Here is a 24,171-nt window from a genome sequence, read left to right as displayed (position 1 = left end):
AATTATTCGATTGCGGTCATTCCATGGATTCGTGATCTGGCCGGTTTTTTTGGTTGGCTGTGCCGGCCTCTTCGCGGGCAAGCCCGCTCCTACCAGAGGCCGGGGCAGGTCAAATCAATCCCCTTCAGCCACCCGTTCCCGGATCCACTGCACAAAGGCTCTGATCTTGGGCACTTCGGCCGCATGCTCGGCATGCGCAATGAAGTGCCTCCCGTTGCTTGCCACAGGGTGGTCCCAGGCCACCACCAGCTTGCCTTCGCTCAGCTCTTCGGCCACCAGATAGCGGGGAATCAGGGCTATGCCGCAGCCGGAAATGGCGGCGCGGATGCACAGGTAGAACGTGTCGAAGCGCGGCCCGTGGTAGCTGTTCTGGCTATGCAGCCCAAGCCCCAGGAACCACTCGTGCCAGGCCTCCGGCCGCGACACGCATTGCAACAGCCGGTGCTCAGTCAGCGCCTGGGCGCTGTCGAAACGGTGGCTGGCCAGCAGTTGCGGGCTGCACACGGGCACCACTTCTTCGCTGAACAACTCGATGCAGGTTGCCCCGGGCCAGGTGCCCTGGCCGAAGAAAAAGGCGACGTCAGCCTTGGCCTGTACCAGGTCGAATGGCTCTAGCTCGTTGCGCACATCCAGGTGAATCCGTGGGTAGCGGTCACCAAAACCCTTGAGCCTGGGCACCAGCCAGCGGGCGCCGAAGGTCGGCTGGGTGGCGATGCGCAGCACTTCGGTTTCGTCGCCGTAGCTGAGGATGTAGCGGCTGGATATGTCGATCTGGGTGAGGATCTTGTTCACTTCGGTGAGGTACAGCGCGCCGGCCGGGGTCAGGTGCAGGCGTCGGCGAATACGCTGGAACAGCGAGTGCGAGAGCATGTCCTCAAGCTGCGCGACCTGCTTGCTGACGGCGCTCTGGGTCAGGTGCAGTTCCTGGGCCGCGCGGGTGAAACTGAGGTGGCGGGCGGCCGCTTCGAAGCACTGAAGGGCGGTGGTCGAAGGCATCAGGCGTTTGGACATGACGGGCAAATACCGAGCAAAAAAGGAAGGAGTTCATTCCATAAAGGAATTATGTGGTTCGAAAAGGTCGTTTGTTGACCCCGGCCTATAGATTAATACTGACCTGGATCAACGATTACAACCGGTCATGCGAAGAGGAGGTCAATACCCGCTTCGGTCATCTGCAAAAAACAACAACAACACACATCAGAAATTTATAAGAATTCTGCTCAGACCTTCAGCCGCTTTGCTGCGGCCGACCCATTCGAGGGTTCTTCATGGCTTCGCAAGACAACAAGAAACAGCGCTCACTGCAGCACGGCCTGACTTCCCGTCAGGTTTCCATGATCTCCATTGCCGGCATCATCGGCGCCGGGTTGTTCATCGGGTCCTCCAACGCCATTGCCACCGCCGGCCCGGCCATCCTCATCTCCTACGCCATGACTGGCCTGCTGGTCTTGCTGGTGATGCGCATGCTGGGTGAAATGGCCATCGCAAACCCCAACAGCGGCTCATTTTCCACCTACGCCACGGAAGCCATTGGCCCTTGGGCAGGCTTTACCATCGGCTGGTTGTACTGGTGGTTCTGGGTGTTGATCATTCCGGTGGAGGCCATTGCCGGTGCCGATATCCTGCATGCCTACTTCCCTGGCGTGCCCTCCTGGCTGTTCGCTTTCCTGATCATGCTGGTGCTGTCCTGCACCAACCTGGTCAGCGTGAAGAACTTCGGTGCCTTCGAGTACTGGTTCGCGCTGGTCAAGGTGGTCGCAATCATTGGCTTCATCGGGGTCTGCACCTTGGCTGTGTTCGGCTTCTGGCCGCTGGCGGAGGTGTCCGGGGTCAGCCGGCTGTGGGACAGCGGTGGTTTCATGCCCAATGGCTTCGGGACGGTGCTTGGGGGCGTGCTGATCACCATCTTCTCGTTCTTCGGTGCCGAAATTGTCACCATCGCGGCTGACGAGACCGCCAACCCGAAAGACAAGATTCGCCGCGCCACCAACCTGGTGGTGTACCGCATCGCCATCTTCTATCTGGCGTCGATCTTCCTGGTGGTGTCGCTGGTGGCCTGGAACGACCCCGAGCTGAAAGCGGTAGGGTCGTTCCAGCGTGTACTGGAAGTGCTGAACGTGCCGGGCGCCAAGCTGCTGGTTGACCTGGTGGTGCTGGTGGCGGTGACAAGTTGCATGAACTCGGGGCTCTACACCGCGTCGCGCATGCTCTATTCGCTTGGCGCTCGTGGTCAGGCGCTTAGCGTGACCAAGCGCATCTCCGGTTCCGGCGTGCCGACCGTAGCGGTGATCTTCTCCACCCTGGCAGGTTTTGCAGGCTGCTTCGTCAACTACGTGTTCCCGGGCAAGGTGTTTGGCTTCCTGCTGTCGACCACTGGCGCCATCGCCTTGCTGGTGTACCTGGTCATTGCCGTGTCGCAGCTGCGCATGCGTGCCCGTGCCGAACGTGAAGGGCGCCCGCTGGAGCTGAAGATGTGGCTGTTCCCATGGCTGACCTGGCTGGTGATCGGCACCATCGTCATGGTGCTGGGCTACATGCTGTTCAGCGATGCCTACCGCTACGAAACGCTGATGACCGCTGGGGTGACCGCGTTCATCCTGCTGGTTTCGCTGACCCAGCGGCGTGCCAAGATGGTTGCCCAGACGGCCTGATGTTTCTGCTTTAATGGGGGCGTTGCGCGCCCCCATTCCAACAAGCACAGGAAGCGTATGACTGATCACACACTTTCCCTTCAAGCCCTCGCGGCGCCTGAGGGTACCTGCTACGGCTGCGGCTGTTCCCACCCCAGCGGCCTGCACCTGCAAAGCCACTGGGACGCCGACGGTGTTCATCTGGTGTGCCGACACTCGCCCGACAGCACCTTCATCGGCTGGCCTGGCCTGGTTTACGGTGGCCTGCTGGCGATGCTGGTCGACTGCCACTCCAACTGGACGGCGATGGCCTACCACTACCGTAACGAAGGCCGCGAGCCGGGCAGCCTGCCGCGTATCGACTGCGTTACCGGCACGCTCAACCTGACCTACCTGAAACCTACGCCGATGGGCGTCGAGCTGTTGCTCAAGGCGCGTGTCGAAGGTGAAGTGGGGCGCAAGAGCCGGGTCATCTGCGAAGTCTGGGCAGAGGATGTACTGACTGTGACCGCCGACTCCGTGTTTGTCCGCGTCGATACCGAAAAGCTCAAGCTCAAGGCCCACGGCCAGGCCTGAGCTGTTAACGCTGATGAGTGGTCGGTGATGGTCAGCGGCTGGGGATGTCTCTAGAGTGACAGGTTCATTCCCTTGGCAAGGTTGATCATGACCGATCTCAGTGCTTTCCCCATTACTCGCAAATGGCCCGCCAAACATCCCGAACGCCTGCAGTTGTACTCGCTGCCGACGCCCAACGGGGTGAAAGTGTCGATCATGCTCGAAGAGATTGGCTTGGCTTACGAGGCGCACAGGGTCAGCTTCGACAATGATGACCAATTGAGCCCCGAATTCATCTCGCTCAGCGCGAACAACAAGATCCCCGTCATCCTCGACCCTAACGGGCCGGGTGGTCAGCCGCTGCCGCTGTTCGAATCGGGGGCGATCTTGCAGTACCTGGCGGAGAAGAGCGGCCAGCTGCTCAGCCAGGACCCCGCCCAGCGCTATCAGACCCTGCAGTGGCTGATGTTCCAGATGGGTGGCATCGGGCCGATGTTCGGCCAGGTCGGGTTCTTCCATTTCTTTGCTGGCAAGGAATATGAAGACAAGCGCCCGCGTGACCGCTATGTCAACGAGTCCAAGCGGCTGCTGGGCGTGCTGGATCGGCATTTGAAAGGTCGGCAGTGGATGGCTGAGGAATACAGCATCGCCGACATCGCCATCTTCCCTTGGGTGCGTAACCTGGTGGAGCGCTACAACGCCCGTGACCTGGTGGGCTTCGACCAGTTCAAGGAAGTGCAGCGCGTGCTGGCGAATTTCTTCGAACGGCCAGCCGTGCAGCGTGGCCTGAAAATCCCGGGTTGATCAACCCGTGCAGGGACAACAGCCTTGCGCAAACTTCGAAACGCCTGCGCGGTCGCCCGTAGGCGCGGGTTTACCCGCGAAAGGGCCGGCCCTGCTGGCCAATCCCCACCCGTTGTTCACCGTTGTCGCCGCTACCGTATTCGCGGGTAAACCCGCTCCTACGCCGGATCGGTGGTGGACACAGGTCGGTGATTGGGCGCAGGCCCTCGTAGGAGCGGGTTTACCCGCGAAAGGGCCGGCCCTGCTGGCCAATCCCCACCCGCTGTTCACCGTTGTCGCCGCTACCGTATTCGCGGGTAAACCCGCTCCTACGCCGGATCGGTGGTGGACACAGGTCGGTGATTGGGCGCCGGTCGTCGTAGGAGCGGGTTTACCCGCGAAAGGGCCGGCCCTGCTGGCCAATCCCCACCCGCTGTTCACCGTTGTCGCCGCTACCGTATTCGCGGGTAAACCCGCTCCTACGCCGGATCGGTGGTGGACACAGGTCGGTGATTGGGCGCCGGTCGTCGTAGGAGCGGGTTTACCCGCGAAAGGGCCGGCCCTGCTGGCCAATCCCCACCCGCTGTTCACCGTTGCCGCCGCTACCGTATTCGCGGGTAAACCCGCTCCTACGCCGGATCGGTGGTGGACACAGGTCGGTGATTGGGCGCCGGTCGTCGTAGGAGCGGGTTTACCCGCGAAAGGGCCGGCCCTGCTGGCCAATCCCCACCCGCTGTTCACCGTTGTCGCCGCTACCGTATTCGCGGGTAAACCCGCTCCTACGCCGGATCGGTGGTGGACACAGGTCGGTGATTGGGCGCAGGCCCTCGTAGGAGCGGGTTTACCCGCGAAAGGGCCGGCCCTGCTGGCCAATCCCCACCCGCTGTTCACCGTTGTCGCCGCTACCGTATTCGCGGGTAAACCCGCTCCTACGCCGGATCGGTGGTGGACACAGGTCGGTGATTGGGCGCAGGCCCTCGTAGGAGCGGGTTTACCCGCGAAAGGGCCGGCCCTGCTGGCCAATCCCCACCCGCTGTTCACCGTTGTCGCCGCTACCGTATTCGCGGGTAAACCCGCTCCTACGCCGGATCGGTGGTGGACACAGGTCGGTGATTGGGCGCAGGCCCTCGTAGGAGCGGGTTTACCCGCGAAAGGGCCGGCCCTGCTGGCCAATCCCCACCCGCTGTTCACCGTTGTCGCCGCTACCGTATTCGCGGGTAAACCCGCTCCTACGCCGGATTGGTGGTGGACACAGGTCGGTGATTGGGCGCAGGCCCTCGTAGGAGCGGGTTTACCCGCGAAAGGGCCGGGCCTGCTGGCCAATCCCCACCCGCCGTTCACCGTTGCCGCCGCTACCGTATTCGCGGGTAAACCCGCTCCTACAGGCGGCGTACGGGTTCAGAAGATGTGGTTCAGCAACCAGTACAGGCTGCCAGCCAACAGCATTGCCGCTGGCAAGGTCAGCACCCAGGCCATCAGCAGATTGAACAACGTGCGTTTCTGAATCCCCGACCCGTTGGCGACCATGGCGCCGGCCACCCCCGAACTCAGTACATGTGTGGTCGACACCGGCAGCCCGAACATATCCGCCGCGCCAATGGTGCACATCGCCACCACTTCGGCCGATGCGCCTTGGGCATAGCTGAGGTGGGTCTTGCCGATCTTCTCGCCAACCGTGACCACAATACGTCGCCAGCCAACCATGGTCCCCAGCCCTAGCGCGATGGCTACAGCCACCTTCACCCACAGCGGAATATACCGGGTGGCGTCGTCCAGCTGGGCCTTGAACAACTGCACTTGGCTGCGGGTGTCGGCATCGAATGTCACCAGGTTGTTTTTCTCCATGAGGCGGATGGCTTCACTGGTCAGGTACATGTCGTTACGCACGTTGGCCATGGCCTCAGCCGGTATGCGCTTGAGCGAGCCATAGCCTTTGACCTCTTCGCCGATCATCCCGGTCAGCGCCGCCAATGCCGGTACCAGGTGCGGGCTGGCCTTGGGCTCGGCAATGAATAGGGTCAGTACCTGGCGCGGGTCAGCCGGGGCCGCTTTCGGGTCGCTGCGTACCAGTGCCTGGCGCGTTACCTCGGCGACAGCGGAAAACTGCAGGGCCTGCTCGTTGGGCATGGTCTTGTTCAGCGCGTAAGCCATCGGCAGGGTGCCGACCAGAATCAGCATGATCAGCCCCATGCCTTTCTGGCCGTCGTTGGAGCCGTGGGCAAACGATACCCCGGTGCAGGTCAGAATCAGTAGACTGCGGATCCACCACGGTGGCGGTGTCTGGCCTTCCGGTGCCTGGTACAGGGCCTTGCGTTTGACCAGCGCACGCAGGGCCAGCAGCAACAGGGCTGCGCAAGCAAAACCGATCAGCGGTGAGAACAGCAGGGCATAACCCACCTTGCTGGCTTGGGCCCAATCCACGCCGCTGGTGCCGTCACGCCCATGCATCAGCGCATTGGCCACGCCCACGCCGATGATCGAGCCAATCAGGGTGTGCGAGGACGATGCCGGCAGGCCCAGCCACCAGGTGCCAAGGTTCCAGATGATCGCCGCCAGCAGCAAGGCGAAAACCATGGCAAAGCCGGCCGAAGAGCCGACCTGCAGAATCAGCTCTACCGGTAGCAGGGCGATGATGCCGAACGCCACCGCGCCACTGGAGAAAAGCACGCCCAGGAAGTTGCACAGCCCAGACCACACCACCGCGACCGGGGCCGGCAACGAATGGGTGTATATCACTGTGGCTACCGCGTTGGCGGTGTCGTGGAAGCCGTTGACGAACTCGAAGCCCAGGGCAATCAGCAGCGCCAGGCCCAGCAGAAGGAACGGTGTGGCCGTGGTGATGACCGTACCGCTTGCGGTCACATCCTGCTTGAGGCTCCAGGCGGTGTAGGCGATACCAGCCAGCAGCAGGCTGAAGAACAACGTTAAGGTGGCACGCCCAGGCTTGTGGGAGAGCTGCGGGCGCGCGTCGCGTTGGACCAGTTGTGGGGTGCTGGCCACTGACGGGGTTGCCATGGGGGCTCCGGTTGGCGTTGGGCGAAAATGCCGAAGGCCTTGAGCATAGAAACAATTCGTAACCCGGCCGTGACCTCGATCAATGAATTATCTAGGCTCAAGACGGACGGTAATGGCAGGAGACGCCCATGATCCGCTGCAAGCGTGTCTATGATGCGGTTGAGGATGAAGATGGCCAGCGTGTACTGGTCGACCGCCTGTGGCCGCGCAACAAACGCAAGGAAGACCTCCATGGGCAGTGGTTGCGCGAAGTGGCACCTTCGAATGAATTGCGTAAGGCATTCCACCAGGGTGAAGTGGATTTCGCCGTTTTTACCCAGCGTTACCAGCAGGAACTGGCGGCCCACCCCGAGCACTGGTATCCGCTGCTGGACATGGCCAGGAAGGGGACGCTGACATTGCTGTATGCCGGCAAGGACAGCGAGCACAACAATGCCCGGGTGCTGGCCGACTGGTTGGAAAACGAACTGGACCGGTGTGGCCCTGGCAGTTCGCCGGTGTGTTATGCCCAATGAGTGCGATGCGATGCCCTTACAGTTGATTCCCGCCAAAGACATTCACTGTACCTTCGCCCGCGACCTCACGCGCCGCGCCATGTTGCCCTACTACCGCGAATACGACCTGCTGTGGATCGAAGAAGCCTTCGACGCAGCCTGGGGCTGGCGCGAGCAGTGGCTGGTGATCGAAGGTGACACCCTGTTGGGTTTTTGCAGCCTCAGCCAGGACCGCCAGGCACTGTTCATCCGCGAGTTGCACCTGTTGCCTGAACACCGTGGGCGGGGCGTCGGTAGCTGGGTGCTGGAAGAACTGGCGCTGTGGGCCAGGCAGCGGCGCCTCCCACTGTTGCGGCTGATGGTGTTCCGCAGCAACCCGGCCCGCTTGTTGTACCAGCGTCACGGCTTCGTCGAGATGGGTGAGGACGATTGCTTTGTGCGGATGCAGCGAGATATCAACGTAGTAGCTAAATGATGGCTTGTCGCAGCCACAGAGCATGGGCATAGTGGATCCACACATTTACGGCTGCCTGCAGGCGGGTAGACCGTGTTTGAGGATACAAGGGAAAAGGAGAAGCCCCTATGAACGGAATCGGTCCGCGACTGCGGGAAGAGCGTGAGCGGCTGGGTATGACCCAGCGTGTATTTGGCGATATCGGTGGGGTCGAGCCCAACGCTCAGGGCAAGTACGAAAGCGGTGAACGCACGCCGCGGGTCGATTACCTGGCGGCATTGGCGGCCAGGGGCGTGGATGCGCTGTACGTACTCAGCGGCCTGCGCACTCCGGCAGCGCTCGAAGGTTTGAGCGCGGATGAGTCCGGTTTGCTGGAGGCTTTTCGGGAGTTACCGTTGGACGATCAGGCGGCGCTCTTGCACCTTTTGGGGCGATTGGCCAACGACGCCAAGCCCCGGCAAATCGTGAGGCCTCTCACCGTCGAACGTCAGTCGTTTCTGAAGGAAGCAATGCGTTAGGCCCACCGTGAAAAATTTTGTTAAGGTGGCGGGATCCAATCGCCCTGCTGACGAGGTGTGTGCTTGATTAGGGTCTTAGTGGTCGATGATCACGATCTGGTACGAACCGGTATTACACGGATGTTGGCCGACATCGACGGCCTGCAGGTGGTGGGTGAGGGAGACTCGGGCGAGTCGGCACTGAAACTGGCCCGGGAGCTGAAGCCGGACGTTGTGCTGATGGATGTGAAAATGCCCGGCATCGGCGGTTTGGAGGCCACCCGCAAGCTGCTGCGCAGCCATCCTGACATCAAGGTAGTGGCGGTGACGGTGTGCGAGGAAGACCCGTTCCCCACACGCCTGTTGCAGGCCGGCGCTGCCGGCTACCTGACCAAGGGTGCGGGCCTTGACGAAATGGTCCAGGCCATTCGTCTGGCCTTTGCCGGCCAGCGCTATATCAGCCCGCAGATCGCCCAGCAGCTGGCGCTGAAACCGTTCCAGCCGCAGGGCTCTCCGTTCGACGCGTTGTCCGAACGGGAAATCCAGATTGCCCTGATGATCGTCGGCTGCCAGAAAGTGCAGATCATCTCCGACAAGTTGTGCCTCTCGCCCAAGACCGTCAATACTTACCGTTATCGGATCTTTGAAAAACTCTCGGTCACCAGCGACGTCGAATTGACCTTGCTGGCCGTTCGCCACGGTATGGTTGACGCAAGCCTGTAAAACCTCATGTCCCAAGTCTTTGATGCCAGCGCATTCCTGGCGACCTGCAGTGGTCGCCCGGGCGTTTACCGGATGTTCGACGGCGAAGCCCGGCTGCTTTACGTGGGCAAGGCCAAGAACCTGAAGAAGCGCCTGGCCAGCTATTTTCGCAAGACTGGCCTTGCGCCCAAGACCGCCGCGCTGGTTGCGCGCATCGCCCAGGTTGAAACCACCATCACCGCCAACGAAACCGAGGCGTTGCTGCTGGAGCAGAACCTGATCAAGGAATGGCGGCCGCCGTACAACATCCTGCTGCGCGACGATAAGTCCTACCCCTACGTGTTTCTGTCCGATGGCGAGTTTCCGCGCCTGGGCATTCACCGGGGGGCGAAAAAGGCCAAGGGCCGTTATTTTGGCCCGTACCCCAGCGCCGGGGCCATTCGCGAAAGCCTCAGCCTGCTGCAAAAGGCTTTTTCAGTGCGTCAGTGCGAAGATAGCTACTACGCCAACCGCACCCGACCATGCCTGCAATACCAGATAAAACGTTGCAAAGGGCCCTGCACCGACCTGGTGACTGCCGAGGAATACGCAGAGGACGTGCGCCATTCGGTGATGTTTCTGGAAGGGCGTAGCCAGCAACTGGGCAATGAGTTGAACGCCGAGATGGAGAAGGCCGCCATGGCCCTCGATTTCGAAAAAGCCGCCGAGCTGCGCGACCAGATCGCCCTGTTGCGCCGCGTGCAGGACCAGCAGTACATCGAGGGCGGCAGCGGTGATGTCGACGTCATCGCCGCCTTCGTCAACCCGGGTGGCGCCTGTGTGCACCTGATCAGCGTGCGCGGCGGGCGAGTACTGGGCAGCAAGAACTTCTTCCCGCAGGTAGGCATCGAGGAGGAGGTGGCCGAGGTCATGGCCGCATTCCTTTCCCAGTACTACTTGGGCAACGCAGAGCGCGAGTTGCCCGGCGAGTTGATCGTCAATGTTGTGCACGAAGACTTCAACGCCATCACCGAAGCACTGCACACGCTGCGTGGCCGCGAACTGACCATCAGCCACCGGGTGCGTGGTACCCGCGCCCGCTGGCAACAACTGGCAGTGACCAATGCCGAGCAGGCGCTGAATGCCCGCCTGGCCAACCGCCAGCACATGGCTGCGCGCTTCGAGGCCCTGGCCGAAGTGCTGGGCCTGGATGAAGTGCCGCAACGCCTGGAATGCTACGACATCAGCCACTCCAGTGGTGAAGCTACCGTGGCCAGTTGCGTGGTGTTCGGCCCCGAAGGGCCGATCAAGTCCGACTACCGCCGCTTCAACATCGAAGGCGTCACCGCAGGTGACGATTACGCGGCCATGCATCAGGCCCTGACCCGCCGCTATGGGCGCATCAAGGACGGTGAGGGCAAGTTGCCCGACGTGCTGCTGGTGGACGGTGGCAAGGGTCAGCTGAACATGGCCCGCGATGTGATGCAGGAGCTGGGCTTCACCGACCTGACCCTGCTCGGTGTGGCCAAGGGCGTCACACGCAAGGCGGGTTTCGAAACCCTGTACCTGAACGATGTGCATCACGAATTCACCCTCAAGGGCGATTCATCGGCCTTGCACCTGATCCAGCAGATCCGCGACGAAGCCCACCGCTTCGCTATCACCGGCCACCGTGCCCGCCGTGGCAAGGCCCGTCGAGTCTCCAGCCTTGAAGATGTGGCTGGGGTAGGGCCCAAGCGCCGCCGCGATCTGCTGAAACATTTTGGCGGCTTACAGGAGCTCAACCGCGCCAGTATCGATGAAATCGCCAAAGCCCCCGGCATCAGTAAAAAGCTTGCCGAATCAATTTATGCCAGCCTGCATAGCGAGTAGAATGCCGGGCTCAACTTGCGGCCAGTCGTACCGATGAATATTCCAAACCTGCTCACCGTTCTACGCGTCCTGCTCATTCCGTGCTTCATTCTGCTCTTCTATATGCCCTATGAGTGGAGCTACATGGCTGCCAGCAGCGTATTCGCGGTTGCCGCCGCCACCGATTGGCTGGACGGCTACCTGGCGCGTCGACTGCAGCAGAGCACGCCGTTCGGCGCCTTCCTCGACCCGGTGGCCGACAAGCTGATGGTGGCAGTGGCCCTGGTGCTGCTGGTGCAGACCCACGCCAACTTCTGGCTGACCCTGCCGGCGGCGGTCATCATCGGTCGCGAGATCGTGGTGTCTGCGCTGCGCGAGTGGATGGCTGAGCTAGGGGCTCGAGCACATGTGGCGGTGTCCAACCTCGGTAAGTGGAAGACTGCGGCGCAGATGCTGGCGCTGGTGATCCTGCTGGGCAACCCGCCAGCGGTAACGTTCTGGGTGATCCTGGGCTACGGGCTGCTGCTGGTGGCGGCGGGGTTGACGCTGTGGTCGATGGTGCACTACCTGCTGGCCGCCTGGCCGCACCTGCGCGAAGGTTCGGAAAAAAAATAAAAGTTTTTTGAATCAAGGGGTTGACGCTGTTTTAGAAATCGCTAGAATGGCACCCATCACGACGCGGGAATAGCTCAGTTGGTAGAGCACGACCTTGCCAAGGTCGGGGTCGCGAGTTCGAGTCTCGTTTCCCGCTCCAAATAAAGATCTACAGGTTTCAGTCGAAGTCTGTAAGTCGTTGAAAAAAGGCCCTTAGGGGCCTTTTTTCGTTCGAATGCATTCTGCTTCAATCCCCATCCCTCCACGAAATTCAAGTACAAACACCACAACGCGGCGCCCAGGCCGTGACGTCGTGTGCTACCTGGACATATCGCTGATCACGTCAGCGGGCATTTCAAAAATCTCGGATGCGCTCAACAGGTCCACTGCGGACAGCAAGGCATCTGGATCGATTGGGTCTTCCAGGATCAGCGTGTGCTGGGTGTGATTGTCGGTCAGGCGCAGCGTGGGTGTAGCGTTGAATCCGTTCTCCAAGGCTTGCGCTTTTTGCGTGTCCACGACTTGGGCAGCCCGTTCGCCAGCCAGGCAGCGTTGCAGGGACGGGCCGATGTCCGGATAGTCGTGTCCAGCAGCCAACCCACGGCCGTTGCCTTGGGTATGCAGGTAGACTCGGAGCACCGCCCCCCAAACGCCTTCGCGACTCTCACGCTGGCCCAGGCACTCGATCAGTCGCGCTTCCCGACTGGCGGCCGGTTCATGCTGGGGGAGAGGCAGGTGACGCCAGGCCAGGTTGACGTGATCGTTGGTGACGATCCAGCGTTGCAGTTGCAGTAGGTAGGCCTGGCAGCGCGGGCATTCGAGGTCGGCGTAGAGGGTGATGGTGAAGCGCGCTTCGGGGTTGCCGTAGATCCGCTGCGGGCCATCATCGGCGGTAGAACGAAAAGGTAGCGGCAGCCACCAGCACAGTGCCAAAACCGCGGCTGCGAGCCAGCCGCAGGCCCACTTTAGGTTGGTTGCACTCATCCGTTTGCGCATGTTGTTGCTCCTGGCAATTCCAGATCAAACGGCTCGAAACCGGTACGCCGTTTCCATCCTGAGTCATGCGGAGGGCGGCATCGAGTCCACTGATGCCGAGTTGCTGCATGAGGCTATGACGCAGGCTTGCTCTTCAGGTTCCGTCATCGCCAGTGCCAGATACGAACGGGTGGCACGGTGCGGAACAACGGCTCCACCTTTGTTTCAACGATGGACGCCGCGGGGTTAAACGCTTTCGATCGAAGTGGCGCCGCGGCGGTTTGGAAGTAAATTCACACAATGTCCCTCTACCCCTTAAACGCATGGCCTGCAGGCATCATGCGTCAGCGCAGGTGCATGCCTGAATCTGGAAGCCCTGCTCAATCAGCCAGCTTTTCTGAGCTTCGGTTTTGCTGGCGAGGGGATTCACGGTTTGATTCCTCAGGTAGGCCAAGGCGAATCGGGCAAGCGGCTGAAGCGTTACTCTCTGGTCCTGTTGCCTTGTCTTGCGTATCTGGATTGACGCACGAATCAACGGATTTTCCCTAATACGGTGACCCGCATGCTTGTAACGTTATCTCTATGATAATGCTTGGTTTAGCAAGTCGTTGAATGTGGTATGCAGAACTTCCGTTTCTCCACTGTCGTGAAAATAGATTAATATATGGCCGATTCGGCTGATCAGTATTGGGTTGCCTGCGCCGTCGTCCGATATTACATATGAGTTCATGAGCTCATTAGAAAGGTTGGTAGTGTATTGTCGAAAGCGCTGAGTTAACTCAGTTACTGTTTCGCTGCCTATCATATCACCGTTATCGAAGGCGTGAATTGCAATGCCGCAAAATGCTCCGCCGAAAATTTTTATAAAATCAATGTACTGGGTGTCAAATTTGATATTTAAATTTATTTCTGCGGCTTTTATTTCGTTATCGGTCGCCGGTCGTCCGCGGAGACCATTATCGTTCTCAACTAATTTTTCAATTCTTTTCTGAAGGATGTTGTCCATTATGGGCACCTGGCAGGTGAGGATGATTTAGCGTCGATTCTATTTTGCAGATAGTTAGAGGCTTGATTCGCCCAAAACGCTCTTTTCCAGAAATTAAATTCTGCTCGATTACTGATTCCGTGTCCTTTTTAATCGCTGTGTGGGTGTGGTTGTGTTCACCCCGGGCATTGATGCTTTCGCGCAAGCGGCCATGGGCGTCGTAGTAACAGCGTCTGGGCATTGCTGCAGTCGCGGTAGCTGAGCAACTGACCGCAAGTGTTCCAGCTCAGGTATCTGCTCTTTTCGAGGGCATCGGAGACCTGGGTGGAAGACTAACTCGCGGCATATTTGCTAACTTCTTCGACTGCCTTGGATTTGAGTGTAGAAATCTAAAAAGCTTGGTGCTACTAATATTGCACTGTTGGGGTCTATATCATCTTCCATCGCGGTGTATTTCACACTGCCGGTTACGGTGTCAAGCCAGAAGTCATTGTCCCCGCAATTTCCGGCGAACGGGATGTTGTTTTGGAAGAATTCAGGGTTTCCTGGGTAGCTAATTTTTTTGTTGTTAATGACCTCGATTGTCGACAGGAGTCTTGGATGTTGGAGAATGCCAGGTGTCTCAATGTAATGGAAAGACTCTATTTCCAAAAGATTGGGGTCTTTAGTTGTTATTTTGTAAAATAAATCTCTGTATATGAATGCTCCTCCATCAAAGTATCCTCTGTTGTATCTTGAGTAGAAGTCGATAAAATGCTCCCTGTCTTTAAATTTTGAGGGTAGCATTGACTCAATTATGGTGGCATCTAGTCCTGGGTAAGAGTCGTTGAATGTAAGTTTGTTAATGGTAAATATTTTTGGCTGTGCCATATTGTGCTCCCTTCGGTCTGGTGTAGGTGGCGTTTCTTTTTGTTGCCTCAGCTATAGCTTCGGGCGTTCCATATTTAAAGCCAGTGATAAAACTGAATTCATGTGCGCCACCTATGTGGGGATGCCTATGGTACTTTGGGTTTACAAGTTGCATGGACATTTCGTTGGATTTTGGGTGGTATTCAATGTGGTGGCTGATCCATCGTGAAGATATTGGTTCATTGATTTTTGCCTTTTTGTAGAGGGCTGCCTTGTCATCAGATTGTCGGCCGCGTCGTAGCGGTAGTCTGTGGTGCCATCTTCGGTGCGCTTGCTGACAAGCCGGCCGATTGCGTCCCGCTCGAAGTCATGGCGGATGGCGGTCGTTCGTCTGGGGCATTTTATACATGCCCCGGAATGGGCTGGCGAGTCGTGGTGCCTTACGATTTTTTACGCGGGGTAGCGACGAAATAGGTTAGGAAGCTATTAGATAGATATTTTTCTCTAAAACTGGCGGGGTCGGACTACCCCGCCGATTTGATCTTATAATTACGCTTTCGCCTGGATGCAAATTGGATTTGTGAACGGTCTGGTAGTTGATGTTGTTGTGGTTTAAGAAGTGCTTCAAATTCTGCGCGATCTTTGCTAATTATAATTATTGTAGGATGAATTCAATGCTCTTGATTTTTTCTGGATTTCTAATTAAAAACATTCTGAGTTGATTGCTTATTTCTTTCTTTTTTGAATGTAGTTGTAGTGTGTTTTTGTATGCTATGGTGTATTGTTCGGAGTTCGTGATTCGATATATGATGTAATCAAGCCAGTCTGGAGATTTTTCTGCTAGGGATATCGTTGAGTCAAGTACGGCTTTGATGTAGTCCTCTACGTTAAAAGACTCAGCCATGCCTACGATGTCTTTCATTACATCTACGTGTTCAGACTCGTCGTCCAAGTAAGAGAGCATCTCTGGAATGTACTGTCTGTCCCCCGTTAACGCCATTTTTTTAAGTGTATCCGTAAATTCGTCAATGGCGGTGTTTGACTCGAGTTGTGAATATTTATGGAGTTGATTTTTTAAGGGCATGGCCGGCTATCTTTTTGATTTTTCTGAAAAATGTCAGGGAATAGTGATTTGTTGAGATGTATCGAGTTTCGTAATCCTTGTTTTATCGTGAGGTTGTACAAATTTTCTTTCCTGTAAATTTTTCTGGCATCCCAAATGTCTCTCGCTAAGGCGTCACGTGGTGATTCTGACAAGAGTGGGGCTCTTTTAAACGTGCGTGTCAAGGAATGCCTCCCTGTGCCTGAAGGGTAGATATGTTCCATCTGCATTGCTACCGATTTTTGAGGGCTGATTCCAAAGTTCCTTTTCATATAAGCAGCTGATGGCATATGATGACCTGTGAGGTTATCGCCAGGAGCGCCGGGAAGTTTGCCGAAAACGCCTGCTTCACCTTCTCCGGGGAACAATGGGCTAAGGCCCAATGGGTCAAACCAAGTATTCGTATTTGGTGCGAAGCGATAAAGATTTAACCCCCCTTCTAAGCCAATCGGATCGCTCGTCGTGAAACGACCTATATCCGGATCATAGAACCTGAGCGTGTTGTAATGCAGCCCCGTTTCCCGGTCAAGGTACTGACCCTGAAACCGCAAATTCTGCTCTCGCGCCTGCTGCGGGCTGTGCCACTCAGAAGGTGTGTTTCCCAAACCTTGATGATCGTTTTGCCAGATTGTTTTGCCATCAGAGCTACTCAACTGCTCAGGCAGACCTGCCAGTTTGGTATGAAAATAGTGAACTGCTTCGCTGCCAGGTTTACCGTCAACCCGCGCCAACGGGTCATAGCTCTCCACAGTGGCATACACATACAAGCTAGCCAACCCACTCTGCACTTCTTGAAGCAAGCGCAACCCTTGCCAGTGAAACAGCACCCGCCGACGCGGCTCTGGATAGTCCCTCTGATAAACCTCCTTGCTAATCCGCCTCCCCAACGGGTCATAGGCAAACACCACCCGCTCACGCTCGCCACTGCGGTACTGCTCCACGCAAACCAGCCGCTGTTCGGCGTCATACTCGAAATACTGCACCCAATTGCTACCGATCCGCTTCTCGCACAGCCGCCCAAAGCGGTCGTAGCGGTAGCGCTTGTCCTGATACACCAACACCCGGTTGTGCTTGATCAGGCCATTGAGCTTGGGGCCGTCGAACAGATTGCCGGCTTTGTCGTACTTGAAATCCTCGACCTGCGTGGCTTGCCAGTTGGGGCGTGACTGCTGGACGGTTTGCAGTTGCTCGTTTAGGTCGTAGCCATAACGGTTGTGTCCCGAATAAGTCTTGCCCGTGTGGGGTAGGTCATGAAAGCGGCCGATGATCTGTTCGAGATGCGCGTCTTCGTCATTGGCGGCGTTGGTCATCCCACGGCGCTGGGTCTGGGTCAGTACCTCGGCAACCAGGTTGTCGCTGGCATCGTAGCGATAGGCCTTGTCCAGCAGTGGCAGCACTTCAGCAGGGGCATCGCGGTAGTGAATAGCCTTGCCGGCCAGGCGACCGCTGGTGTCGTAGCGCGTGCGGGTGACCAGTTTGCCTTGGGTTCGCAGGACCTCGTCGTGCACCGCATCACGCTCGAAATCGCTGATCACCCGGCCGTTCAGGTTGATCTGGTGCAGGTGCCCGCTGCCGTAGTACAGATGGTTGAGTTCGCGTTGGTCGGGCAGGACTAGCGTCTGCAGGTTGCCCAGTTCGTCGTAGCGGTACTGCAGCAAGCCAGCGCTGTTGGTTTCGCTGAGCAGTTGCCCGTTGGCGTCGTAGGTGTAGTCGAGTTGCTGTTTTTCTCCTTTGTTGTCTGTGAAGGTGATGGACAGCAGATTGTCGGCCGCGTCGTAGCGGTAGTCGGTGGTGCCATCTTCGGTGCGCTTGCTGACAAGCCGGCCGATGGCGTCCCGCTCGAAGTCATGGCGAATGGCAGTCGTTCGTGTCGGCGGGGCGTTGTCGGACAGCGGCGGCTGCTCGTCAGGCGAGGGCACATGGGTAAGACGAATGACCTCATCCAGCACGTTGTAGGCATAGAGGCGGCCACTGCCATCCAGGTCTTTTTGTGCCACCAGCCGGTCCAGTTCGTCCCAGCCGAAGCGGTATGACTCGTCATTCTCGTTGGTGAGTTGCAGTAGTCGACCATAGGCGTCGTAGCGGAACTTCACGCTGTAGCCCATGGCGTCCGTGCGTTCGACCAGCCGGCCGCTGGGGTCGTAGCGAAATTGCAGGGTTTTCTGGGCAGGGTCGATATAGCGCGTCAGCTGACCGGCAACATCGACCTCATAGCGGTCAATGCGGCCGTCCGGGCGTTCGCTTTCGACCAGATAGCCACGTGCGTCGTAGCGGAAGTGGGTGTGTTCACCCCGGGCATTGATGCTTTCGCGCAAGCGGCCATGGGCGTCGTAGTGATACAGCGTCTGGGCATTGCTACAGTCGCGGTAGCTGAGCAACTGACCGCACGTGTTCCAGCTCAGGTACTTGCTCTTTTCGAGGGCATCGGTGACCTGGGTAACACGGCCTTCCGGGTCGTATTGGTACTGTGTCTCGCGCCCCAGCGGGTCCTGCTGCCAGAGCAGATTGCCGTGGCTGTCGTAGCCGTATTGCCGAGTCCGTCCGGCTGTATCGGTGACCTGGACGGGCAGTGCCCAATGTCGCAAGTATTTGATGTGTTCGCTGCGGCCGAGGGGATCGCGGGTTTCGATCAGGCGGCCGATATCGTCGTAGCTGTAGCGCCATTCCCCCCCTTGCGGATCGATGCGCTTGATCAGCTGTCCGGCAATCACTTCCGCCTGCCAGCAGTTGCCCTGAGGGTCGATGTGTTTATAGACCTCGTACAGTGGCCCCCAGTAGTAGTGATCACTGCGGCCGAGGTTGTCCGTGACGAGGGTTTCACCGGCTTCCAGGTTGTACTCGAACCGGTACTCTTCACCATCGCTGCCCCAGTGACGAATCACCCGCCACTCGTGATCGGGATGGGGCTCCAGCAGTGGAGGCAAGCGGTAGGGTGTACCGTCTAGGCGCTTGGGGGCAGGGCGCTTTTCAGGAATGGCGAAGCGGGCCCATTCGTATTCGCGGACAGCACCGCTAGCCAGTTGATGGCTATTGAGATGGCCCTCGGGGGTGTAAGTGAAGCGGCGGACTCGTTGACCCGTCGCATCCAATACCTCATGCAGTTGCCCGTTGTCGGTGTAGCGATAGCTGACCAGCAGTTCGCTGTGTTCTACCGTCGGTGTTCCACCGTTTTTCAGGAACACCCGTGATACCTCACTGACACGCTGGGGATGCCTGGCGGCATAGTGAAGCTGCACGACCGTTTGGCCGTACTTGTCATAGAGGGCTTTCAGGCGCCCTTGTTCGTCGTACAGCAGGTCGAGGCAATTGAGATTGCGGTCGCCGAGCCTGATCAGCCGTGAGCGTTTCGGATTCAACGGGTCGGTATTGAAGACCCGATAAAGCCCTTCATGGATATCTTCGACAACGGTCTGGCCGTCCCCCAGCTGGAAGAAGGCCAAGCCGTCCACGGCACTGACGAAGGCATCACCGGCACTGAGCCGGCCCAGTTCCAGTCGGTTACCGTCGTTGTCGATATAGATCCACAGCGTACCGCCTTGAGGATGTGGGACGCGGGCCAGCTCAACTTCATAAGGGACACTCCAACCCATCCCCAGTAGACCGTCGCTGCGCATGTCCCTGCTGTCGTAGCGCCGTGCCCATTGGATGCCCAGCAAGCCTGGGAGATTGAAGTCGATGTCCTCCGGACCCTCCTGCAGCTTGCTCCCTGTGGCAACAGCAACCGGGTTGCCTAATGTGCACCCTTTGATGCGGCCAAACCTTCGGGAGATAAGCATCCCCGCAATAATCCCGGTAAACATCGCAATCTTGCTCTTGCCGTTGCGAATGTCCCGGACCGTCGCCGTACCGCCACCGATGCGCACATTGGGCGATACGTTTTCATTCACATCAATCGTGGCATCGCAGGTGGTCTTGTCACCTGAACGCGCTGCGGGTTGGCCATTGATGAATACCTTGTCCGAGCCTTGCGCAATGAAGGTGTCTGGCAGGGGCGGGTGGCGCGAACAGCTGATCTTGTCTCCTTTCGCAGGCTCCGAGCCTGGGTCGGCCGGTGTGGTCACGGGCGGGTTGAAGATGTCACGTATGGCCATCCCCAGCCCCACGAACGGGACGAGATAAGGCACCGCAGCCATGGCCATGGAACCAACGTTCTCCAGGATGGACGGTTCCTCTTGTTCAGTATCGGCTGCGCCGCCTCCAGGTGGGCCCGTGGTGCCGGCCGCGCGCGCAGCGGGCTCACTGTTAATGAGCACATTGGTTGACCCGCTCTCGATTTTTCCGTAGGGATCGGGCGAGACCACGCTGTTGCCAAGGCTGTCGCAAAAGCTGGAGATGGCATCGCCGACAGTCTGGTCTTCGCCGACGGAAAGGGTGCTCATTGTGCCGACTGCCACACCCGCGACTGCGGCGATGGCGACGCCAGCCGCACCGCCAGTGGCTACGGTGCCAACCACGGCCAAGCTGATGGCTGCGGCGACGGCCGCGGTGGCCGCTGCATAGATAACGGCTTCGGCAACTGCGCTGATCATTTCAGCGGCAAGCGATGGATGAAGAATTGCGTCGCCCATTCGGGCGGCGTGAACGGTCTGCGCCATTGGCGGTAAGCTCCTAGCAATCCGAAAGTCCTTGTCCTGAGGCGTGGAGAGGCTCAGGCAAATCGGAGCTCGTCTTTAAGCGCGCGCCAGTGGCTGATATCGTCGTCACTCAAAGGCCCAGGCTTGCTGTAGTTGAGCACCAGCATCCGTTGCTGCCCCGGTATCAGGCAGGCCGCCTGAAGCTGGTAGTGGGGCTTGTCGCCGACCATGAACTGGATGGCCATTTCCCGACTGTCAACGGGATGCTCATTGCTTCCAAGGCGGGTCACTTTCGCGGGCGTAATGGTCAGCGCCTTTGACTTCTTCCGTAATACGTTCAGTTGCTCCTCCAAGGCCTCATCCAGGGTCTTGGTGTTTGCAACAGGGCTGCGAGCGATCACCAACGTGGTTTGTCTGTTGGGGAAGCGCAGCATGTTCAGCGTCAAGTCCTCGGGGGCTTCATCACCCAGATCGAGAATTACATCGTGCGTCAGGTATTGGGTCATCTCGGGTAGTCCTTTTCGAGTTCAGTGCAGGGTGGCTGTGCGAGCGCTAGTCGAAATGCCCATCCACGTCAGCCTTGAGTGAGTCACTGTCGCGCCCGTTCGCGCCCGCACCCGCCGAACCACCCGTTGGGTTGAGGTCGAGCTTTGCCGCCAGGGTGTTGATCTGCCCGGTCTGCTGTGCGGTGAAGTTGAAGGTCTCGCAGGTGATGTTCAGCGTGCCATTGGCATGCATTTCGATAAGGGTCTTGCCGCACTTGAGGCGTAGCGTGTTGCCCGCTTCGACTTCGTAGTCGCCTGCGATGAGGTCGTTCTTGCCACCCCCCACTTTCAAGGTGTCGTTGGCCTTGACGACGCGCAGACGATTGCGGCCAATGGCGACCGATTCGTCCTGGCCAATCTGTTGGGTGCGATCGACGCCCACAGAGAGGGACTGGTTGTGATTGACCAAAGTGTTCTGATCTCTCTGGGCATGGATGAACACTTCCTCCTTGCCCAGTTCATCCTCGAAACGCAGCTCGTTGAAACCTTCCCCCTTGTGGGTCTGGCTCTTGATGGTCATGCGTGTTTTGTGATCGGGCAGGTCGTAAGGCGGCAGTTGGTCACCGCAGTAAGTGCGCCCGGTGATCATCGGCTGGTCGGGGTCGCCGTTGACGTAATGGATGATCACGTCCTGGCCGATCCGGGGGATGGCCATCGAGCCCCAGCTGCCACCCGCCCAGCCTTGAGACACCCGCAGCCAGCACGAACTGAACTCGTTGTTCTGGCTTTCGCGGTCCCAGGGGAAACTGACTTTTACCCGGCCCCATTCATCGCAGTAGATTTCCTCGCCAGGCGGGCCGACGACGGTTGCCATGTGCGGCCCGTCGATTCGCGGTTTTTCCAATGGCGCAGGGCGCCATTCGATCCGACCGGGGACCAGCACTGCGGTCTGCTCGTAGCGCGTGCTTACATCGACGTCGGCGGCTTCTTCCTGCAGGCTGGTGAACTGGTGGCCTTTATGGGTAACCGTGTTCACCCGCCAATGCGCATTGAGGTCGTCACGTGGGTGACCGGTCAGGGTGAAACTGAGCCCCGGTTGCAGGCGCACGTCATCGCCCTGGACCTCGGCAATACGCACATCATGGCGCAGCGCTGTGATGCGGTTTTCAGTGAACGGCTTGCCCACGGCATCGCGTTTGTAGCGGCCTGGGTAATCGAAGTATTCGTACTCTTTGCTCTGGTGCTCCAGGAAGGGCCCGGCGGCTCTGTGCTCCTGGCGGTAGGCCGGGTTGGTAAAGGTGTGGTCGCGCTGCACCTGGCGAGCGGTGCGTACCTGCTCGCTGTAGCGCAAGCGGCGAAGGCAGGGTATGGCTTGATCGCCACCGCTGTTCGCTTGGTACAGGACGCTGTTAGGGTCTACGGGCTCGTCGGCATCAAAGAAGCCCTCGTCGTCCGCCTCGTCCTTGATGGTCCCATGGCTGATCAGCCCGAGTGATTGCAGCCGATCGGTGATGATCAGCTTGTGCAGCTTTTCACTGTGCGCAAAGCGGTAGACAAAGCCTTCTTCAGCCGCCAGGCGGGCGATGAACGCCAAGTCCGTCTCACCGGCCTGAACGCAGAATTCGCGCACCTGATGGTCCATGCTGGCGCGTAGTTCGTACTGGTCGATGCCCTGGCGCTTGAGCATCAGCTCGAGAATTTGCGGAACGGTCTTGTGCTGGAAGATGCGCCAGTTCGAGCGCAGCCTTGCGCGGGCCAGTTGCGGTTCGACCAAGGCGTGATAGTAAGTGCGGTAGAAGCCGCTCTCGCCCTGGCTGAAGCTGCTGACAAGGCCGTGCACGTACCGTACCGGGCGTTCTCCCTCCAGGATGGTGAAGAGCACGGGTTTGTCGAGCAAATGGCCGAAGTCGATATCGTTTTCGAAGCTGATCAGTTTCAGCTCCAGTTCAAAGGGTGCGCTGATGCCCTCTCGGAGTTCGAACGACACCACTTCGAATTCAGCTTTGCCAACGAGTGCCTCAAAGCTGTAGCGCAAATCAGATTGGCTAGGCATAAAAGATCCTTGTCCGCCGTCTGAATCAACACAAAGCCCGGGCGGGCATGGCCTGCCCGGGGCATTTGCACAGGTCAGGCGGCAGGTGCGCGCCAGTCGTCAGAGCCTTCGGTATTGGCTACATCGTGAGCCCACGTGATCTTTCGATACGCCAGCGATACTTCAACCAGTTGGGTGTAGTTTTCATTGTCTTTGTCGAGTGCGTGGGGAAGCACGGTATTGATGCTGACGATGGTGGCGTCTTCGAGCGTGGTGGTGAAAAAATGCTCTTGTTTGCCTTCCGACGAGGTGCGATACCAGCTGACCTCAACCGTTGGCAGCATTTCGCCGGTGGCAAGTGCCTGATACATCAGGGGGGTAGCTTTGTTCAGTGAACTGGTGAATATGAAAGGCTTATGCACGCGCTGGCCACTCGGTTGACCGCTCTGGGGGTCAGTGGGCGTAGTCACCTCATGCTTGATTTCCTGAACCAGAATCTGATCTTCATGGCCTTGTTGGAACACGTTGCCGACGGAGTCAGCGGTGAAGGCGCCAGCGGTGATGTTGCCTTGGGTCTGGCCTACGATCTTGATGTAAGCGGGTGTTGGCATGGCAGTTACTCCTGCGTCCATGTGGGTAAAGCACGCGCACCACGGGTGGCGTGGCCATCGGGAGCGATGGGCTTGTCAGCGAGGCAAAAACCTCGCTAATTCGTTGCATTCAGTGGTGCTTTGTCACGGTTGGCTATTGCTGCAAAATGCCGTTCAGCGACTCCAGCACCTCGGTTGTGATCAGGTGCAGGCGGTAGCTGTAGATCCCGTAGGCCACCGCCATGGCGATGGCGGAGATGACCAACGGGCTCCACCACGGCCATATCCGGCTCATGCGGAAGTTTTTTGGGGCGACGTTGGTGTAGGGGTCGCAGACCTCTTCTGGCGTAGGGCCGCGCAACTCACGGATGATCCCGTGGAGCTGGTGGATCAGGGCGTTCAGTGACTCTTCGCCCTTGGGGGCGATGGCGTATTTGCCCTTCAAGCCCAGGCACAGGGCGAAGTACATGAACTCCAGCACGTCCTGATAGCGCTTGGGCTCCTGCATCAGGCGGGACAGCACGGTGAAGAATTTTTCCCCGCCCCAGGTTTCATCGTGGAAGATGCTGAGCAGCGGCTCGTGGCTCCAGCAGCTGCTTTTGCCCCAGGGCCGATCCATCACTGCTTCATCGATGTACAGGCACAGGCCGTAGGAGTACGCCAACAGCTGGGCGGGCTCATAGCCGTGCTGACGTATTTCTTCCCGGATGCTGTCGATCTGAATACGTACTTGCTGATGCACATCTTTGATGTTGGGCAGTTCATCGAGCGTGCGCAGGCGCATGACCAGCCCGAACAAGGGGGCCGCGGCATCCAGCATGAGATTGGCGCAGCCACCCCTGAGCTGAAACTCCGGATCCGCGGGGTAGCCCTGATATGCAGGTTCCGGCTTCTGCTCCTGTGCAGATGCAGTGGAAGCTGCAGGTGCGGGTGCGTCGTTGGGCAGCGACTTCTCAAGCATCGAGTGCAAATCCGTATCCGCAACGTGCTTCGCGTCGTTGAGGGTAGGGTTACTGTTTTCCATA

20 protein-coding genes and 1 tRNA gene are annotated in these 24,171 nt (G+C 58.5%); 10 read left to right on the top strand and 11 right to left on the bottom strand.

The genetic code is table 11. The features are described 5' to 3' along the window. Positions 1-114: 114 nt before the first annotated feature. On the bottom strand, positions 115-1,011 hold the full coding sequence (gcvA, locus tag J3A98_RS15160) for a transcriptional regulator GcvA (protein ID WP_003251398.1): 897 nt from the start codon (positions 1,009-1,011) through the stop codon (positions 115-117). Between the two features lie 257 nt (positions 1,012-1,268). Between gcvA and J3A98_RS15155 the strand changes: the two genes are divergently transcribed. From J3A98_RS15155 to J3A98_RS15145, 3 genes are all read left to right on the top strand, one after another. Further along, positions 1,269-2,651 carry an amino acid permease gene (locus tag J3A98_RS15155; protein ID WP_176682226.1) on the top strand — a complete coding sequence of 461 codons (1,383 nt, stop codon included), beginning with the start codon at positions 1,269-1,271 and terminating at the stop codon, positions 2,649-2,651. A gap of 57 nt (positions 2,652-2,708) precedes the next feature. Next, positions 2,709-3,206, top strand: a complete 498-nt coding sequence (locus tag J3A98_RS15150; RefSeq protein WP_003251394.1) for a PaaI family thioesterase — start codon at positions 2,709-2,711, stop codon at positions 3,204-3,206. Between the two features lie 87 nt (positions 3,207-3,293). Further along, complete coding sequence (locus J3A98_RS15145; RefSeq protein ID WP_209967145.1) at positions 3,294-3,989, top strand: glutathione S-transferase N-terminal domain-containing protein; 696 nt, start codon at positions 3,294-3,296, stop codon at positions 3,987-3,989. 1,377 nt (positions 3,990-5,366) lie between these two features. Here J3A98_RS15145 and J3A98_RS15140 read toward each other — a convergent pair. After that, positions 5,367-6,983, bottom strand: coding sequence for an inorganic phosphate transporter (locus J3A98_RS15140; protein ID WP_209967143.1), 1,617 nt, complete (start codon positions 6,981-6,983; stop codon positions 5,367-5,369). Between the two features lie 128 nt (positions 6,984-7,111). Here J3A98_RS15140 and J3A98_RS15135 point away from each other — a divergent pair, with 128 nt between their 5' ends. The 7 genes from J3A98_RS15135 (at position 7,112) to J3A98_RS15105 (ending at position 11,714) form a co-directional block, all read left to right on the top strand. After that, a complete protein-coding gene (locus J3A98_RS15135; RefSeq protein WP_209967141.1) occupies positions 7,112-7,498 on the top strand; it encodes a DUF488 family protein in 387 nt (128 codons plus the stop codon). 10 nt (positions 7,499-7,508) lie between these two features. Beyond that, a complete protein-coding gene (locus J3A98_RS15130) occupies positions 7,509-7,952 on the top strand; it encodes a GNAT family N-acetyltransferase (protein ID WP_176682230.1) in 444 nt (147 codons plus the stop codon). A 107-nt stretch (positions 7,953-8,059) separates the two neighbouring features. Beyond that, the gene (locus tag J3A98_RS15125; RefSeq protein WP_209967139.1) at positions 8,060-8,449 is read left to right on the top strand and encodes a helix-turn-helix domain-containing protein; all 390 of its coding nucleotides are present in this window, start codon (positions 8,060-8,062) and stop codon (positions 8,447-8,449) included. 63 nt (positions 8,450-8,512) lie between these two features. After that, on the top strand, positions 8,513-9,151 hold the full coding sequence (gene uvrY / locus J3A98_RS15120) for a UvrY/SirA/GacA family response regulator transcription factor (protein ID WP_003251380.1): 639 nt from the start codon (positions 8,513-8,515) through the stop codon (positions 9,149-9,151). Positions 9,152-9,157: 6 nt separating this feature from the next. Continuing rightward, positions 9,158-10,981: an excinuclease ABC subunit UvrC gene (gene uvrC, locus J3A98_RS15115; protein ID WP_064493178.1), complete on the top strand. Its 1,824-nt coding sequence runs from the start codon at positions 9,158-9,160 to the stop codon at positions 10,979-10,981. Positions 10,982-11,014: 33 nt separating this feature from the next. Then, positions 11,015-11,575: a CDP-diacylglycerol--glycerol-3-phosphate 3-phosphatidyltransferase gene (gene pgsA / locus J3A98_RS15110; protein ID WP_021783204.1), complete on the top strand. Its 561-nt coding sequence runs from the start codon at positions 11,015-11,017 to the stop codon at positions 11,573-11,575. Between the two features lie 63 nt (positions 11,576-11,638). Then, positions 11,639-11,714, top strand: a tRNA-Gly gene (locus tag J3A98_RS15105). Positions 11,715-11,872: 158 nt separating this feature from the next. Here the strand turns inward: J3A98_RS15105 and J3A98_RS15100 are convergent. From J3A98_RS15100 to icmH, 9 genes are all read right to left on the bottom strand, one after another. Continuing rightward, a complete protein-coding gene (locus J3A98_RS15100; RefSeq protein WP_209967137.1) occupies positions 11,873-12,550 on the bottom strand; it encodes a DsbA family protein in 678 nt (225 codons plus the stop codon). 559 nt (positions 12,551-13,109) lie between these two features. Continuing rightward, positions 13,110-13,535 carry an SMI1/KNR4 family protein gene (locus J3A98_RS15095; protein WP_209967136.1) on the bottom strand — a complete coding sequence of 142 codons (426 nt, stop codon included), beginning with the start codon at positions 13,533-13,535 and terminating at the stop codon, positions 13,110-13,112. A gap of 330 nt (positions 13,536-13,865) precedes the next feature. After that, the gene (locus J3A98_RS15090; protein WP_209967134.1) at positions 13,866-14,384 is read right to left on the bottom strand and encodes a hypothetical protein; all 519 of its coding nucleotides are present in this window, start codon (positions 14,382-14,384) and stop codon (positions 13,866-13,868) included. Between the two features lie 634 nt (positions 14,385-15,018). Beyond that, entirely contained in the window at positions 15,019-15,447 is a 429-nt protein-coding gene (locus J3A98_RS15080) for an Imm30 family immunity protein (RefSeq protein ID WP_209967132.1), read from the bottom strand. Then, positions 15,438-20,060 (bottom strand): RHS repeat-associated core domain-containing protein, encoded by a 4,623-nt coding sequence (locus tag J3A98_RS15075; protein ID WP_209967129.1) that lies wholly within the window; start codon positions 20,058-20,060, stop codon positions 15,438-15,440. Before J3A98_RS15075 ends, J3A98_RS15080 begins: the two co-directional genes overlap by 10 nt. Positions 20,061-20,113: 53 nt before the next feature. Beyond that, positions 20,114-20,545, bottom strand: a complete 432-nt coding sequence (locus tag J3A98_RS15070; RefSeq protein ID WP_209967127.1) for a DcrB-related protein — start codon at positions 20,543-20,545, stop codon at positions 20,114-20,116. Positions 20,546-20,591: 46 nt separating this feature from the next. Further along, positions 20,592-22,577 (bottom strand): type VI secretion system tip protein TssI/VgrG, encoded by a 1,986-nt coding sequence (gene tssI, locus J3A98_RS15065; RefSeq protein ID WP_209967124.1) that lies wholly within the window; start codon positions 22,575-22,577, stop codon positions 20,592-20,594. A gap of 74 nt (positions 22,578-22,651) precedes the next feature. Beyond that, on the bottom strand, positions 22,652-23,167 hold the full coding sequence (locus J3A98_RS15060; protein ID WP_010954872.1) for an Hcp family type VI secretion system effector: 516 nt from the start codon (positions 23,165-23,167) through the stop codon (positions 22,652-22,654). Positions 23,168-23,300: 133 nt separating this feature from the next. Next, entirely contained in the window at positions 23,301-24,170 is an 870-nt protein-coding gene (icmH, locus tag J3A98_RS15055; protein ID WP_108191699.1) for a type IVB secretion system protein IcmH/DotU, read from the bottom strand. Between the last annotated feature and the right edge of the window lies 1 nt (position 24,171).

The sequence above is a fragment of the Pseudomonas sp. BP6 genome (assembly GCF_017875935.1).
GTDB classification, from domain to species: domain Bacteria; phylum Pseudomonadota; class Gammaproteobacteria; order Pseudomonadales; family Pseudomonadaceae; genus Aquipseudomonas; species Aquipseudomonas putida_Y.
The sequence above is the reverse complement of the archived record's forward strand: the minus strand, read 5'-3'. Positions and strand labels throughout refer to the sequence as shown.

Excerpts from the sequence above, each read along its gene's own strand:
- gcvA (WP_003251398.1), bottom strand. The coding sequence starts at position 1,011 with ATGTCCAAACGCCTGATGCCTTCGACCACCGCCCTTCAGTGCTTCGAA.
- J3A98_RS15155 (WP_176682226.1), top strand. The coding sequence starts at position 1,269 with ATGGCTTCGCAAGACAACAAGAAACAGCGCTCACTGCAGCACGGCCTG.
- J3A98_RS15150 (WP_003251394.1), top strand. The coding sequence starts at position 2,709 with ATGACTGATCACACACTTTCCCTTCAAGCCCTCGCGGCGCCTGAGGGT.
- J3A98_RS15145 (WP_209967145.1), top strand. The coding sequence starts at position 3,294 with ATGACCGATCTCAGTGCTTTCCCCATTACTCGCAAATGGCCCGCCAAA.
- J3A98_RS15140 (WP_209967143.1), bottom strand. The coding sequence starts at position 6,983 with ATGGCAACCCCGTCAGTGGCCAGCACCCCACAACTGGTCCAACGCGAC.
- J3A98_RS15135 (WP_209967141.1), top strand. The coding sequence starts at position 7,112 with ATGATCCGCTGCAAGCGTGTCTATGATGCGGTTGAGGATGAAGATGGC.
- J3A98_RS15130 (WP_176682230.1), top strand. The coding sequence starts at position 7,509 with ATGCCCTTACAGTTGATTCCCGCCAAAGACATTCACTGTACCTTCGCC.
- J3A98_RS15125 (WP_209967139.1), top strand. The coding sequence starts at position 8,060 with ATGAACGGAATCGGTCCGCGACTGCGGGAAGAGCGTGAGCGGCTGGGT.
- uvrC (WP_064493178.1), top strand. The coding sequence starts at position 9,158 with ATGTCCCAAGTCTTTGATGCCAGCGCATTCCTGGCGACCTGCAGTGGT.
- pgsA (WP_021783204.1), top strand. The coding sequence starts at position 11,015 with ATGAATATTCCAAACCTGCTCACCGTTCTACGCGTCCTGCTCATTCCG.
- J3A98_RS15100 (WP_209967137.1), bottom strand. The coding sequence starts at position 12,550 with ATGCGCAAACGGATGAGTGCAACCAACCTAAAGTGGGCCTGCGGCTGG.
- J3A98_RS15095 (WP_209967136.1), bottom strand. The coding sequence starts at position 13,535 with ATGGACAACATCCTTCAGAAAAGAATTGAAAAATTAGTTGAGAACGAT.
- J3A98_RS15090 (WP_209967134.1), bottom strand. The coding sequence starts at position 14,384 with ATGGCACAGCCAAAAATATTTACCATTAACAAACTTACATTCAACGAC.
- J3A98_RS15080 (WP_209967132.1), bottom strand. The coding sequence starts at position 15,447 with ATGCCCTTAAAAAATCAACTCCATAAATATTCACAACTCGAGTCAAAC.
- J3A98_RS15075 (WP_209967129.1), bottom strand. The coding sequence starts at position 20,060 with ATGGCGCAGACCGTTCACGCCGCCCGAATGGGCGACGCAATTCTTCAT.
- J3A98_RS15070 (WP_209967127.1), bottom strand. The coding sequence starts at position 20,545 with ATGACCCAATACCTGACGCACGATGTAATTCTCGATCTGGGTGATGAA.
- tssI (WP_209967124.1), bottom strand. The coding sequence starts at position 22,577 with ATGCCTAGCCAATCTGATTTGCGCTACAGCTTTGAGGCACTCGTTGGC.
- J3A98_RS15060 (WP_010954872.1), bottom strand. The coding sequence starts at position 23,167 with ATGCCAACACCCGCTTACATCAAGATCGTAGGCCAGACCCAAGGCAAC.
- icmH (WP_108191699.1), bottom strand. The coding sequence starts at position 24,170 with ATGGAAAACAGTAACCCTACCCTCAACGACGCGAAGCACGTTGCGGAT.